Source organism: Protofrankia symbiont of Coriaria ruscifolia, from assembly GCF_900634745.1.
In the GTDB taxonomy this organism is placed as follows: domain Bacteria; phylum Actinomycetota; class Actinomycetes; order Frankiales; family Frankiaceae; genus Protofrankia; species Protofrankia californiensis.
The window spans coordinates 1-13,195 of record NZ_CAAAFR010000199.1; the positions used below are offsets into that span (position 1 = coordinate 1).

Below are 13,195 nucleotides of genomic sequence, written 5' to 3' on the forward strand. Positions count from 1 at the left end.
GTGGGTGGGTGGGTGAATCGGTTCGCGCAGGCGCCACCGCCGTCCCGGCCAGTCCTGGCCATGGCCGTTTCTGGACACGGAGCCCGCGGCGCGGTCCTGTTACAAGTTTGGATGAACCGTGTTACAAGCCGGGACGAATCGGTCCGCTGTCGGGACGGTGGGACCGTCCCCGCCGGGCAGATGACCACCGATACGACCGTCAGCAGATTGTGAGCCGAGCAAATGCCTATTGCAGTGCAGTTCTCCGAGTACGGCACCAGCGACGTGCTGCGCGTCGTCGACGTCCTGGCCCCGGTTGCCGGTCCGGGTCAGGTACGTATCGCGGTACGGGCGGTGAGCGTGAACCCCGTCGACTGGAAGATCCTCCAAGGTGCCCTGCAGGAGCTGCTCAAGCTGGACTTTCCCGCAGGTCTGGGCAAGGACGTTGCCGGCGTCGTCGACCAGGTCGGCGACGGCGTGACCGCCTTCGCAGTCGGTGACGAGGTACTCGGGTCGTCCTCGACCCCCTCCTATGCCCAGTTCGCGCTCGCCGACCCCGCGGCGCTGGTCACCAGGCCGGCCGATGTGTCGTGGGAGGTCGCCGGCAGCCTCGCCGGCGCTGGGGGCACCGCGTGGAAGGTACTCGATCTGCTCGGCGTCGCAACGGACGAAACACTGTTGATCCACGCTGCCGCGGGTGGCGTCGGTGTCCTCGCCGTGCAGCTGGCCGTCGCCCGCGGCGTGCGGGTGATCGGTACCGCCAGCGAGTCCAACCACGAACTGCTGCGTTCACTTGGTGCCATCCCAATCACCTATGGCGACGGTCTGGCGGACCGTGTCCGCGCGGTCGCCCCGCAGGGGGTGGACGCCGTGCTCGACGCATCGGGCCGCGGTGAGCTGCCGGTCTCGATCGAACTGGCCGGCGGGCCCGAGCGGGTGCTCACCATCGCCGCGTTCGACGCCGCCGACCACGGGATCCGCTTCCACGTAGGTGGTGGCGGGGAGGACACCGTGCAGGCGATCCAGGACATCCTCGCCCTCATCAAGGACGGACGCCTGCAGGTGCCGATCTGGCGTACCTACCCGCTGACCGAGGCAGCCGCCGCACTCGAGGCGAGCCGGGCCGGCCACCTCGGCGGAAAGATCGTACTGCTGCCGGCCTGATCGAACGCGCCTTCCGGCGGAACCGCGAACCAGCGTGGGTGGGGCTCGCTACAACGGAGGTGGAATGATCCCGCGCACCGTCACGATGCGGCCGAGATTCTTACACCGCAGTCCGTGTCGGCGAGGTAGACCTTGCTCCGGCCGCCGGTGTCGAGCAGGACAACGACGACGACGCCCGCGGCGGCGTCGTCTCCGGGGATCCCGGGCCGAAGCTATCGGCCCAACGGTCTGTCGGCGAGATAGACGACACCCGTCCCACCGCTGCCCAGCCGACCCATGACACGATGCCGCCCGAGACAGTCCGGGTCTAACGGTCGCAACTCCAAGATCAGGGCACGAAGCGCGTCGGATTGTTCTGGAGTGGGAACATTCACCTCCACGGACAGAGGCGACCCATACGCGCTCCGTGGATGCATAGCTCTACCATGTTGGACAGTTGTTGGTTCCAGTGGGAGAGAGATGCGATGGCCGGCGGGGCGGTGCCGACGCGGGCGGTGGCCCGCCTGGTGCCGCTCTACCGCATGATGCTGGCGTGTACGGCGCTGGCCGGGTTGTTCATCATGCATGGTGTGGCAGTGGGGCTGGGATGCCCTGGCGTCGGCCGTGCGGCGGAGTCGGCGACGGCGGTACACGGCTCGGGCGCCGGTCACGAGGTTTCGACAGCGCTGCACATACCGGCGCCCGTCTCGATGATCGACCACGAGGCGTCCGTGTCGCCGCCCATGGCGTCCGTGGTCACCGACGATGCCGGCAATGCCGGCGGACATGGCGCATTGTGCATGTCGTTGCCTCCCCAGGCGGGGCCGGCCGGTTTGCTGGCACTCCTGCTCGGTATCGGTGTGGTCGCGTGGACGTGGCCCGCCTGGGGGCAAGGCGCCGGTGCCGACGGTGATGGCCACAGGCGTCGTGCCCCGCCGCCGGCCGGTTCGTGTCTGCTGACAAGGCTGTGCGTATCCCGGACGTGACGGGCCGCGGCTGACCGGAGCGAGGCCCGGGTCAGCCGACGCGCCTGTCCACCTGCGCGCGAGTGCCGCGCGCCATCCGGAAAGATTCTGATCTCAATGCTTATATTGCCGTGTTCGCGTGGCTGCATTTTGTATCCATTCGTCCACCTACGTTCCGTCTGTGTGACGGCCGGTGTCACCATCGTGGTCGGGTTGGCACTGACCGCCTGCGGCAGTAGCTCCACGGCCACGCCGGGGATGGGGCAGGGGATGGAACATTCAATAGCGTCGCCCTCGGCGTCGGGACGTGCCGGGATGCCGGGCCATGGCGAGGCTTCGGGCCATGCCGGGATGCCGGGCATGGGAGACGCCGGGATGTCGGGTATGAAGGGCCTGCCGGCCGGGGACGGTCTGGCCGCCGAGGCGTCCGGTCTGCGGTTCGTCCCGGCCGTGTCGACGCTGCCGGCCGGCCGGCCGACCTCGTTCCGCTTCCAGATCCTAGCGGGTCAAAAGCAGCGCGATCATGCTTTTCTCGCGCTGCCGGAGGCCCAGGTTCCCGGGTCACCGGGCGGGGACGGCACGCCGCTCGCCACGTTCAAGCCGGATCAGACCAAGCCGATGCACCTCTATCTGATCCGGTCGGATCTCACCGGCTTCCAGCATGTGCACCCGACCGCGGAAGGCGACGGCACCTGGACGGCGCCGCTCCAGCCGGTGCAGCCCGGTTCATACCGGGTGTACGTCTCGTTCATCACCACGAGCACCTCGGATGGAGACGTCCCGCTGGTTCTCAGCCAGCCGATCACCGTTGCCGGCAGCTCCGCCGACACACCGCTGCCGCCCCCGTCGACCACGACCCAGGTCGACGGCTACACCCTGACCCTGGCCGGCGAGCTGACGGCCGGGGCAGCGCGCACCCTGACGATCACCGTGTCCAGGGGGGTTGCGCCCGTCACCGACCTGCAGCCCTACCTGGACACCTATGCGCACCTGACCGCCTTCCACGAAGGCGACCTTGCCTTCGCCCACCTGCATCCGATGGGCGCAACCGATGGCGGGGAGGGTGGGAAGGGCGGACCGATCCTGCCGTTCGAGGCAACGCTGCCGCAAGCCGGCAACTGGCGGCTGTTCGTGCAGTTCCAGACCGCCGGCGTGCTTCACACGGCCGCGGTGATCCTGCCCGTCGGCTGACCGACCATCACCTGACCGGAGCCATTTGATCAGGAAAACTGTGGCTCCGGTCAGGACCTGGCCCGCAGGGTCGGAAGCCCGCAAGGGTCAGGAGCCAGCGGGGTCAGGACTTGGTCAGCGGCTGTCCCGGGTGGCGCAGGACTTCGATGCGGCGGCGGTACTCCTCCTCGTCGATCTCGCCGCGGGCGAACCGGTCGGCAAGCACCTGCTCGGGTGTGGGCGGGTAAGGCTGTGCGGGCGGCGTGGGAGCCTGCTGCAACGGGCGGCCGAGGTAGCGGACGACGGCGGCAACCGCCGCGATGACCAGCACCCAGAAAGTGACCATGCTGATCGTCATCAGTGCGATCCCCCAGCCACCCGGATTGCCACCGTGCCACCACATCGTCATCATCTCCCCTGCCGGCGCCTGCCTGCGGCCTTCGGCAGCGCGCAGGACACCGCAACCGCGCTGTCCCGGCCGATCGGAGGCTTCCGGCACCACCCCGACGTCTGAGCAGTTGGGGCATACCCTCTGCGGGTACGTTCTCGCCCGCCAAACGTCATGGGCCGGCAGGCCCGAAGGGGTCCACCAATCCGGCCGAACGTCCCGAAAACGACGCTGAACCGGTCGTGCGGACCCGATCACGTGCGGGCCGGTCCGGTGCGTCGGGACCGCCAGGAGCGCCGGGGCTCTCGAGGACCATCACGTGCAGGGTGCGCGGCCCGTGCACACCCTCGACCCGGTGCAGCTCGATGTCGCTGGTCGCGGACGGGCCGGAGATCCACGTCAACGGCCGGTCCGGACGTACGCGGGCGATGGCGGCGGGTACGCCGTCCACGATGTCCTCGGACGATATGACGCACACGTGCACGTCGGGGACGAGCGTGAGCGCGCGGCGGCCGCAGGCCGGACCGCCGTCGAGCACGATCGTGCCGGTCTCGGCCACCCCCACCGCGGCGCCGGTGAGCACCGCGTCGACGGCGTCCAGGTCGGTCACGGACAGCGGTGCCTCGCCGGTGTCCCGGATCACCTGTCCCCCCGCCTGCGCCACCGTCTGTGCCGCTGCGGCGAGCCAGTCCACGGGCAGCCCGACCGGAACCGCGATGCGGCGCGCGCCGGCGAGTGCCGTCGTGATCGCGACGGCCAGGCCGTCCGGACGCACCCGATGCACCGTGGCCCGGTAGTCGGCGACCCGCTCGCAGAACAGCTCCACCGTTGCCAGCTCCACTCTTGCCGCCGGCTGCTCCCACGTGCGGGCCGTACGGGCATAGTCGCGGGGAACCGGGACGTCCTCGGGCTTCTCGGTCGCGGGCACGTCGGCGAGCGCCGCTCGGATCCGGCGCAACATCTGCTCACGTGCGCTCATCACGACCACCTTTCGCCGCTGGTGCGCTCTCGCCACGGGTACGCGCCCACCAGGCACGGAAGGACTCCCGTGGTGGCAGCGGGACGTCGCGTGCCCGGCTCCATGCCGCGGCCGGGCCGGGCAGCGGCACCGGACCGACGGTCTCCCGGTCACCGAGTAGCCGCCGCGCCGTACCAACAGCCCGCTGAACGGCGGCCAGCCGGCCGGGTCGGGCCAGCGCCCAGGCGGCCGCCCGCATCCCGAGCGCCTCCGCCTCCGGCGTCTGGTGGGTGCGCGCGGCGTCGACGACCTGGCCGCGCAGGTGCACCAGCACATCGGGAATGTCGATGCGCACCGGGCAGACCTCGAAGCACCGGCCGCACAGCGAGGACGCGTACGGCAGCGCCTTCTCCACCGGCCCGGCGTCCACCCCGTTCAGCAGCGGGGTGAGGATGGCGCCGATCGGGCCCGGATAGACCGATCCGTAGGCGTGGCCGCCAACCCGCTCGTACACCGGGCAGGAGTTCAGGCACGCCGAACAGCGGATGCAGCGCAGCGCCTGCCGGCCGACCGGGTCGGCCAGCGCGCGGCTGCGGCCGTTGTCGAGCAGCACCACATGGACCGCACGCGGACCATCACCTTCGGTAACGCCCGTCCATGTCGTCGTGTACGGGTTCATCCTCTCCCCGGTCGACGACCGGGGCAGCAGCTGGAGGAACACCTCAAGATCGGACCAGGTCGGCACCACCTTCTCGATACCCACGATACTGATCACGGTCTCCGGCAGGGTCAGGCACATCCGGCCGTTGCCCTCCGACTCGACCACCACGAGGGTGCCGGTGTCGGCGACCGCGAAGTTTGCCCCGGAGATCCCCACCTTCGCCGTGAGGAACCTGCGCCGCAGGTGCGTCCGGGCTGCGGCGGCCAGCGCCCGCGGCTCGTCGGACAGGTCGGCGGGCGCGTCCGCCATCTCGCGCAGGAAGATCTCCCGGATCTCCGCCCGGTTGCGGTGGATCGCCGGGACCAGGATGTGGCTGGGCAGATCGCCGGCCAGTTGGATGATGAGCTCGGCCAGATCGGTCTCCACCGCGGCGATCCCGGCCGCGGCCAGCGCGTCGTTGAGGCCGATCTCAGCGGTGACCATCGACTTCACCTTGACGACCTCGTCGACGCTGCCGTCGACGCCCGCGGCGCGGACAAGGTCGACCACGATCCGGTTGGCCTCGGCCGCATCGTCAGCCCAGTGCACCTGGCCGCCGGCCGCGGTGACCGCTCGCTCGAACTGCTCCAGGTAGCCGTCCAGATGCCGTAACGTACGATCCTTGATCGCGGCTCCGGCGAGACGCAGTGCCTCCCAGTCGTCGAGCTCGCCGACGACCCGGGCCCGCTTGTCCCGGATCGTCGCGGTGGCGTGCGCCAGGTTGCGGCGCAGCTGGGTGTCGGCCAGCGCGTGGCGCGCCGCCTGGGGGAACGCCGGCGTCCCCATGAAGATCGCCGTCATGCCGGCCATCCCCGCTTCCGTGCCCGTCCCCGCTGTCGTGCCGGGACTCGCCCGGGCCCTGCGGATACGGCAGGTATGACAGGTACGGCAGGTGCAGCAGGTGCAGCAGGTGTGGCCTCGGTCGGGACGAGCACCTCGGCCAGGTGCAGGATGCGCACTCCGGACCGCCATCTGGAGAGCAGCCCGCCGATATGCGCGAGGCAGGAATTGTCCGCGGCCACCAGCACCTCGGCCCCGGTCTCCCGGACGTGGCGCGCCTTGTCCGCGCCCATCGCCACCGACACGTCCGCGTTCTTGATCGCGAATGTGCCGCCGAACCCGCAGCACTCCTCGGCGGCCGGTAGATCGACAAGGGTGAGCCCGCGCACCGCACGCAGCAGCCGGTGGGGCCGGTCACCCAGTCCGAGTACCCGCAGCGAGTGGCAGGTCGGGTGGTAGGCCACGCGGTGCGGGAAGTACGCGCCGACGTCGGTGACCCCGAGCACGTCGACGAGGAGCTCCGCCAGCTCGTACACCCGCGGCGCTGTCCGGGCCACCCCGTCACGCAGCGCCGCGTCACCCCGCTCGGCGGCCAGCCGGCCGTGGAAATGACGGATCGTGCCGGCGCACGACGCCGACGGGGTGACCACCGCGTCGTATCCCTCGAACGCCTCGACGAAGCCACGCACCAACGGCATGGCCTCGGCCCGGTAACCGGTGTTGACGTGCATCTGTCCACAGCAGGTCTGCGCAGAGGGGAAGTCCACCTCGACCCCGAGCCGTTCGAGCAGCTCGACGGTGGCCTTCCCCGTCCCGGGAAAGGCGATGTCGTTGAAACAGGTCACGAACAGCGCAACCCTCACGGCGTCATCCTCCTCTCCTTGCGACCCGCGCATCCTTGCGACTCACACTTGTGCCTCATACCGGTACCTGCCCGGTGACCATCCAATCCGTGACCGGAACGTACGTGAAGCCTGTCGGCCGGTCCGGTGCGGGGACGGCGGCGAGACACGTAATCCGCCGGGGCGGTGTTCAGCCAGGCTGTCTGTCCGCAAGCTGACACCGGATCGGTACAACCTCTACCTCACACCTTGCGACAGTCGAACTATCGTCGGACCGTGACGGCCAACACATCTTCGGTACTATTTGCCGTATTTGCCGTAGTGGATACCGCCGCCACCGAACCCGCAACATCACGAGCGACCCGGCGACCACGATGACAGCGAGCCAGCCGCGGTTCGACGGGTGGATGTCCGATCGACCGGTACCGGAATATCGGGATCGGTGACCATGGCGAGCATGACCCAGGAGCGGATCGACCGGGCTCTGGCCCTGCTGTCGGACGCGCTCGCCTCCCAGGCAGCCGTCCTGATGGAACTGGAGAACGCGCCCGAACGTGCTCTGCTCGCCCCCGACCGGCTCACCGGCAGCACCCACCAGCGGGCAACGGCCGCGCTGAGCGCCCTGGCCGATGCCTGGCACTGGTACGGCATCCTCACCGACCTTGTCGAGCGGGCACGTGCCATCCGCGGGGACAAAGCCCGGATGGACGCCCGCACCATCGACGAGCTGGACGCGTTGCTGCACAACCCGCTCACGCACCTGGGCATCCGCCCGGCGGATCTGGCCGGCCGCACCGACGGGGCACTACAGACCGTACGCACCTGCATCAACGAGATCGTGAGCGTCTGGAACACCCAGCTGACCGTCGTCGACACGGCCGAACAGCAGATCGCCGCTGCCGCCGCGATCGCCTCCCGGCTACACCTGGACGACGAGGCGGGTCTGGCCATCGCCCGCCGCCTGCTGGCCGAGTTCTCCGAGCTGGCCGCCACCGATCCGCTTTCGCTGCCCGAGGGCCTGTCCGCACGTCTCGAGGCGGCAGTCGCAGCGGCCTGGACCGGGCTGGGCGAGCTGGCCAGGCGGCATGACACCCTGCCAAAAGCGCTACAGGGCGCGAGGGAACTGCTGGATCGCATAGTCGCCCTCATCGAGCAGGCGGCAGCGGACGCCGACCGAGCCCGTGGACGCATCCTGCGGCCGGGGACGTCCCTGGTCCGCCTGCCCGACGGGGTACTCGACGACGAGCGTCACGGCCTGCGGACCTGGCTCGACCGGTTGACCGCGACGGCGTCGGCGGGCCGCTGGAAGGAGGCGAGCAGGGGGCTCGACCGCTGGCGGGAACTCGCGGACGCCACGCTGATCTCCGCTCGTCGGGTCACCGAGACCAACGCGGCCGTGCTGCGCACCCGCGACGATCTGCGCGGCCTCCTGGACGGCTGGCAGGCCAAGGCCGCCGGGCGGGGTGTCATCGAGGAACCGGAACTCGCCGACCTGTACCGGCAGGCCCGATCGGTCCTGTACACGGCACCGACCGATCTCGACCGGGCCGCCGCGCTGGTGAGCGCCTTCGGTGCGGCGGTCGACCGCCGGTCCACGCCGGGCGGCTGTGCCGGATACGGCCCGGTCGGGCACGTACCGCCGAGCGGCGCTGCCAGCCGAAGCGGCGCTGCCAGCCCGAGCAGCGGTACCGCTCCGAGCAGCGCCGCCGGCGGGAACAGCGGTGCCAGCCCGAACAGCGCTCCCGGCCGGAACAGCAGTGTCGGCCAGAGCAGCAGCGCCGGCCAGAGCAGGGGAAGGGGGACCGAGCAGAAGTGAGCACTTCCCGGTCCGGTGGCGGCCCGCTGCCAGTCAGCGGTGGCCCCAGCAATGACGGTGCGCCCTGCTCCCAGCCGGGATGTGACGGCACCATCGAGGACGGCTACTGCGACGTCTGCGGGTTGCTGCCCGCTCCGGCCGTTCCCGGCCAACCGGATGCCGGCAACCGACCGGTGCCGAACCAGCTGCTGAGACGTATGACAGCGGGCCAGCCATCCGGCGCAGCGGCATCCGGCGGGGTGGCGCGTCCCTTCCCCGCCGTCCCGGTCGGCGACGGCGCCCCCTGCGCGCAGCCCGACTGCACCGGCACCCTCGACGAGGGCTACTGCGACATCTGCGGGTTGGCGGCGACCTCGCCCGCATCCGGCCAGGACCTGCCAGAGCGCGACCAGGCGTCCATCGGCGCGCAAGCCAGCCCGCCAGCAGCAGGGGGCCGGAGCACGAGCGCGATGAGCATAGGCGCGCTGCAATCGAGTAGTACCGGGCCGGGCAGCCCGAGGCGTTCGCGGCGGAGGAGGAGATCCGGGTCGATCCCGTCGCGCAGCCGGCTCGGCGCCGGCATCGTCAGCGTCCCCGACGTGACCGTGCTCGATCCCGCGTCGATGGTGCTGGCCGATCCGCAGGTTCCCGAACGCAGCCGGCACTGCGCCATATGCAACGAACCGGTCGGGCGGGCACGCAGTGACACCCCGGGTCTACTGGAAGGTTTCTGCCCGAAATGCCGGCATCCGTTCTCGTTCGTGCCGAAGCTCGCGGCCGGGGATGTCGTCGGCCAGTACGAGATCGCCGGCTGCCTGGCGTTCGGCGGTCAGGGCTGGGTGTACCTCGCCCGTGACCGGGGCGTCGCCGAGAACTTCTGGGTCGTGCTCAAGGGCCTGCTCAACACCCATGACCCGCAGGCGACGGCCGCGGCCATCGCCGAACGCCGGTTCCTCGCCTCGGTCGACCACAGCAACATCGTGAAGATCTTCAGTTTCGTGGAGTGGCAGGGCAGCGGTTACATCGTGATGGAGTACGTCGGCGGGATGTCCCTGCTGAAGCTGCTCAAGCAGCGTTGGGAAGCCGCCGGCGGCCGGTCCGACCCGCTGCCGGTGACCCAGGCCATCGCCTACATCCTCGGCATCCTCCCGGCGTTCGGCTATCTGCACCGCCAGGGCCTGGTCTACTGCGACTTCAAACCGGACAACGTCATGCTCTCCGGTGATTCGCTGAAGCTCATCGACCTCGGCGCGGTGCACCGCATCGGCGATCCCGGCCTGTCGTACGCCACCCCGGGCTACCGGGCTCCCGAGGTGGCCACGGCCGGGCCGTCGGTCGCCTCCGACCTGTTCACGATCGGGCGTTCGCTGGCAACTCTGCTCCTGGACTTCCGGGGCAACACCACCACCTACTCCTACACGATTCCCCCGCAGGACGCCCACGAGGTGCTCGCGCGTCACGACTGTCTCCACCGCTTCCTGCTGCGGGCGACGGCCACCGACCCCGATGCCCGGTTCGCCAGTGCGGACGAGATGTCCGACGAGCTGCTGGGCGTCCTGCGGGAGATCGTCGCCGTCGAGGAGGGACGACCGAATCCCGCGCCCAGTCTGCGTTTCGGCTCGGAGGCGCATCTGACCGGAGAGAATCCCGACGGCAGCGTCGCCGGACCGCCGTGGTCGATACTGCCGACATGCCGGCCCGACCCCGAAGACCCGGCCGCGGCCACCCTGGCCGCGTTACCCGACGTGGAACCCGAACAGTTGACCAAGCTGCTTTCGACGATGAGCCCGGCGGACCGGACCGGCCCGGCCACCCCCGGGACCCACCTGCACCTCGCCCGCGCCTGGATGGAGGCCGGCCAGGCATCCCGGGCGCAGGCCCTGCTCACGACAGTCGCGAACGACGACCCCTACCAGTGGCGTACCGACTGGTACCGGGGGCTGCTCGCACTCACCGCCGGTGACGCGCAGGCGGCCCGCGACTTCTTCGACAAGGTCTACAGCGCGCTTCCCGGCGAGCTCGCGCCCAAGCTGGCCCTGGCCCTGGCGACCGAAACCGCCGACCCGGCGACGTCCGCGCGCATGTTCGACGTCGTCTCCCGCACCGACCCGACGTTCACGTCGGCGTCGTTCGGGCTGGCCCGAGTCCGCCTGCGCGCCGGTGACATGCGCGGCGCGATCGAGGCATGGCAACGCGTGCCGCGGGCGTCCGCGGCGTACGTGTACGCCCGGACCCGCATCATCCGGGCCATGGTCGACCCCGCCGGTCGTCCCGGACGGGCCGAACTCGCCGAGGCGTCGGGCAATCTCGACGTGCTGGACGCCGACCCAGGAGCACGGGCGGATCTCGCACGGACGATTCTGGAGGTGGCACTCAAGGCGCTGGAGGCGGGCACACTACAACCTGGTGACGACGTCGTCGCGGGACGGCCGCTGCGCGTCCGAGACGTGCGTTCCGGCCTGGAACAGGTGTACCGCGATCTGGCCAGGCTCACCACGACCCGGCCCCAGCGCGTTGCCATGGTAGAGGCGGCAAACCGCGTCCGCCCGTGGACGCTGGTCTGATCAGGTGATACGCACGTGATCAACCGTGGGCGATCCACGGCAGAAGTCACGAGGACCGGGCGGGTCGTCCACGACCCCGCCGCGGAGAAGGGACGGTACGGAATCGACCAGAAAGGGGGACGCTGCCCGGTGTGCGCGAGTCCGGCATACCCGGACGACCGCTTCTGTGAAGCGTGTGGAACGCCGCTGCGGGCCACAACGCCGGCGGAGACCGACGACGCCGACCATCGCGAGATCGACCTCGGCCCGGTTGCCGGCGTCTGTGACCGAGGGGTGCGTCACGCCACCAACGAGGACGCGATGGGCGTCGCCATGGTCGGCTCCACTCTGATCGCGGTGGTCTGTGACGGCGTGTCGAGCACGCCCGGATCCGGGCCGGCGGCCCGCGCGGCGGCCCGTGCGGCGGTGGCGGCCGCGACTGCGCTACTTGCCAAGCCCACCCCCTGCACTCGCCCCGGACGGGACCGCGAGGGCGGAGATCGTCGGAATCGGGGCAGTGCGGCCGGACCCGACCCGTTCGGCTACCCCGGCTTCGGTGCGGACTTCGGCGAGGACGGTGACCCGCCCGACTACCGTGATCGTTACAGTGACTACCGCAACGATCACGGCGACTATGACACCGACGACATCGGCTGGCCCGACGCGGACATCCCGACCAGGCCACCCAGCGTGCTCAGCGAGGAGCTGCCCCCGAGCCAGGCCGAACGGGCGATACACGCCGCCGTCGCCGCCGCACAGGACGCGGTGGCCCGGGTGCCTGCCGTCGGACGCAGCTCGCCGTCCTGCACCCTGACCGCGGCGATCATCACGCGTGAGCAGGACGGCACCGGACGTGTGACCGTCGGTTGGATCGGCGACAGCCGAGTGTATCTGCTCGCAGCGCGCTGCTTCGAACGCCTGACCGAGGACGACACCTGGGCGGCCGAGGCCGCCCGCGCCGGGCTGATCCCCGCGTCCACGGTCGAGACCGACCGGCGGGCCCACACCCTCACCCGCTGGCTCGGTGCCGACGCCGGTGACGTCACCCCGCATGTCCGCGTCTTCCCGCTGCCCGTTTCGGCCACGGTGCTGGTCTGTACCGACGGGCTGTGGAACTACCTGTCCCGTGCCGAGGACATGGCCGCGGTCGTCGGCCAGCTCCCGCCGAACGCCTCGGCGGTCACGATCGCCCGCCACCTGACCGGACATGCGATCGACCGCGGCGGCCACGACAACATCACGGTTGTGATCGCGCAGGTCGGCCCGGAACCCACCGGCAGGCACACCGGTAGGCACACCTCCGAAAGGGACCAGCGATGACCACGCCGTTCGCTGTGGAGGTCTTCCAGAACGAGTATCTGGCCTACGGCCACGGCGAGGTACACGCGGTGGTCACTGTCCGGGGAGCGCACGGCCCGGTAGGTCCGCTGAGCCAGGGTGGGCCGGCGGAGCTTGCCGAGGTCATCATGCTGGACTGTTCGGGATCCATGGCGGCACCACAGACAAAGATCATCGAGATGCGGCGAGCCGCGAAGGCTGCGGTCGACGCCCTGCCCGACGGTGTGTGGTTCGCGATCGTGCAGGGGTCGGGAATCACCGAGGCCGTCTATCCGACCCGGTCCGAGCTCGTCCAGGCCGACAAGCGGACGCGGGCCGCGGCCAAGGCGGAGATCGGACGGCTCGAACCCGACGGCGGCACCGCGATCGGCCGCTGGCTCACCCGCACCCGGGAACTGATGGCCACCAGGCCGAACGCGATCCACCACGCGATCCTGCTGACCGACGGGCAAAACGGTGAGCGCACATCCGAATTCGACGAGGCCGTCGCCGCGTGCGTCGGTCGTTTCCAGTGCGACTGCCGCGGTGTCGGGGCCGACTGGCGCGTCGACGAGCTTCGCCACATCGCAACGGCCCTGCTCGGCACGGTCGACG

At 70.4% G+C, this 13,195-nt stretch carries 11 protein-coding genes; 7 read left to right on the forward strand and 4 right to left on the reverse strand.

Annotated features, from left to right (window positions below; translation table 11 throughout):
- Nucleotides 1-222: 222 nt before the first annotated feature.
- The 3 genes from CV1CTNOD_RS22925 (at nucleotide 223) to CV1CTNOD_RS22940 (ending at nucleotide 3,278) form a co-directional block, all read left to right on the forward strand.
- Nucleotides 223-1,143 (forward strand): NADP-dependent oxidoreductase, encoded by a 921-nt coding sequence (locus tag CV1CTNOD_RS22925; protein ID WP_131788029.1) that lies wholly within the window; start codon nucleotides 223-225, stop codon nucleotides 1,141-1,143.
- Nucleotides 1,144-1,607: 464 nt separating this feature from the next.
- On the forward strand, nucleotides 1,608-2,108 hold the full coding sequence (locus CV1CTNOD_RS22935; RefSeq protein ID WP_131788031.1) for a hypothetical protein: 501 nt from the start codon (nucleotides 1,608-1,610) through the stop codon (nucleotides 2,106-2,108).
- A gap of 354 nt (nucleotides 2,109-2,462) precedes the next feature.
- Nucleotides 2,463-3,278, forward strand: coding sequence for a hypothetical protein (locus CV1CTNOD_RS22940; protein ID WP_242606951.1), 816 nt, complete (start codon nucleotides 2,463-2,465; stop codon nucleotides 3,276-3,278).
- A 103-nt stretch (nucleotides 3,279-3,381) separates the two neighbouring features.
- Here the strand turns inward: CV1CTNOD_RS22940 and CV1CTNOD_RS22945 are convergent, their stop codons facing one another.
- The 4 genes from CV1CTNOD_RS22945 to CV1CTNOD_RS22960 all read right to left on the reverse strand — a co-directional run bounded on the left by CV1CTNOD_RS22945 (nucleotide 3,382) and on the right by CV1CTNOD_RS22960 (nucleotide 6,946).
- On the reverse strand, nucleotides 3,382-3,615 hold the full coding sequence (locus tag CV1CTNOD_RS22945) for an SHOCT domain-containing protein (RefSeq protein ID WP_242606952.1): 234 nt from the start codon (nucleotides 3,613-3,615) through the stop codon (nucleotides 3,382-3,384).
- 202 nt (nucleotides 3,616-3,817) lie between these two features.
- Nucleotides 3,818-4,624: a LutC/YkgG family protein gene (locus CV1CTNOD_RS22950; RefSeq protein ID WP_131788033.1), complete on the reverse strand. Its 807-nt coding sequence runs from the start codon at nucleotides 4,622-4,624 to the stop codon at nucleotides 3,818-3,820.
- Entirely contained in the window at nucleotides 4,611-6,104 is a 1,494-nt protein-coding gene (locus CV1CTNOD_RS22955; protein ID WP_131788034.1) for a lactate utilization protein B, read from the reverse strand. The genes CV1CTNOD_RS22950 and CV1CTNOD_RS22955 overlap by 14 nt, the downstream gene beginning before the upstream one ends.
- Complete coding sequence (locus tag CV1CTNOD_RS22960; RefSeq protein ID WP_131788035.1) at nucleotides 6,101-6,946, reverse strand: (Fe-S)-binding protein; 846 nt, start codon at nucleotides 6,944-6,946, stop codon at nucleotides 6,101-6,103. The genes CV1CTNOD_RS22955 and CV1CTNOD_RS22960 overlap by 4 nt, the downstream gene beginning before the upstream one ends.
- A gap of 427 nt (nucleotides 6,947-7,373) precedes the next feature.
- Between CV1CTNOD_RS22960 and CV1CTNOD_RS22965 the strand changes: the two genes are divergently transcribed.
- The 4 genes from CV1CTNOD_RS22965 to CV1CTNOD_RS22980 form a co-directional block, all read left to right on the forward strand.
- Nucleotides 7,374-8,741: a hypothetical protein gene (locus tag CV1CTNOD_RS22965; protein WP_131788036.1), complete on the forward strand. Its 1,368-nt coding sequence runs from the start codon at nucleotides 7,374-7,376 to the stop codon at nucleotides 8,739-8,741.
- Nucleotides 8,738-11,284: a serine/threonine-protein kinase gene (locus CV1CTNOD_RS22970; protein WP_242606953.1), complete on the forward strand. Its 2,547-nt coding sequence runs from the start codon at nucleotides 8,738-8,740 to the stop codon at nucleotides 11,282-11,284. Before CV1CTNOD_RS22965 ends, CV1CTNOD_RS22970 begins: the two co-directional genes overlap by 4 nt.
- 15 nt (nucleotides 11,285-11,299) lie before the next feature.
- The gene (locus tag CV1CTNOD_RS22975) at nucleotides 11,300-12,583 is read left to right on the forward strand and encodes a protein phosphatase 2C domain-containing protein (RefSeq protein WP_131788037.1); all 1,284 of its coding nucleotides are present in this window, start codon (nucleotides 11,300-11,302) and stop codon (nucleotides 12,581-12,583) included.
- Nucleotides 12,580-13,195: VWA domain-containing protein (locus tag CV1CTNOD_RS22980; protein WP_131788118.1), on the forward strand; the 616-nt coding region annotated here is incomplete at its 3' end. The genes CV1CTNOD_RS22975 and CV1CTNOD_RS22980, both read left to right, overlap by 4 nt.

What these genes read in the sequence shown, in the direction of transcription:
- CV1CTNOD_RS22925 (WP_131788029.1), top strand. Translation starts at nt 223, where the DNA reads ATGCCTATTGCAGTGCAGTTCTCCGAGTACGGCACCAGCGACGTGCTG.
- CV1CTNOD_RS22935 (WP_131788031.1), top strand. Translation starts at nt 1,608, where the DNA reads ATGGCCGGCGGGGCGGTGCCGACGCGGGCGGTGGCCCGCCTGGTGCCG.
- CV1CTNOD_RS22940 (WP_242606951.1), top strand. Translation starts at nt 2,463, where the DNA reads ATGTCGGGTATGAAGGGCCTGCCGGCCGGGGACGGTCTGGCCGCCGAG.
- CV1CTNOD_RS22945 (WP_242606952.1), bottom strand. Translation starts at nt 3,615, where the DNA reads ATGACGATCAGCATGGTCACTTTCTGGGTGCTGGTCATCGCGGCGGTT.
- CV1CTNOD_RS22950 (WP_131788033.1), bottom strand. Translation starts at nt 4,624, where the DNA reads ATGAGCGCACGTGAGCAGATGTTGCGCCGGATCCGAGCGGCGCTCGCC.
- CV1CTNOD_RS22955 (WP_131788034.1), bottom strand. Translation starts at nt 6,104, where the DNA reads ATGACGGCGATCTTCATGGGGACGCCGGCGTTCCCCCAGGCGGCGCGC.
- CV1CTNOD_RS22965 (WP_131788036.1), top strand. Translation starts at nt 7,374, where the DNA reads ATGGCGAGCATGACCCAGGAGCGGATCGACCGGGCTCTGGCCCTGCTG.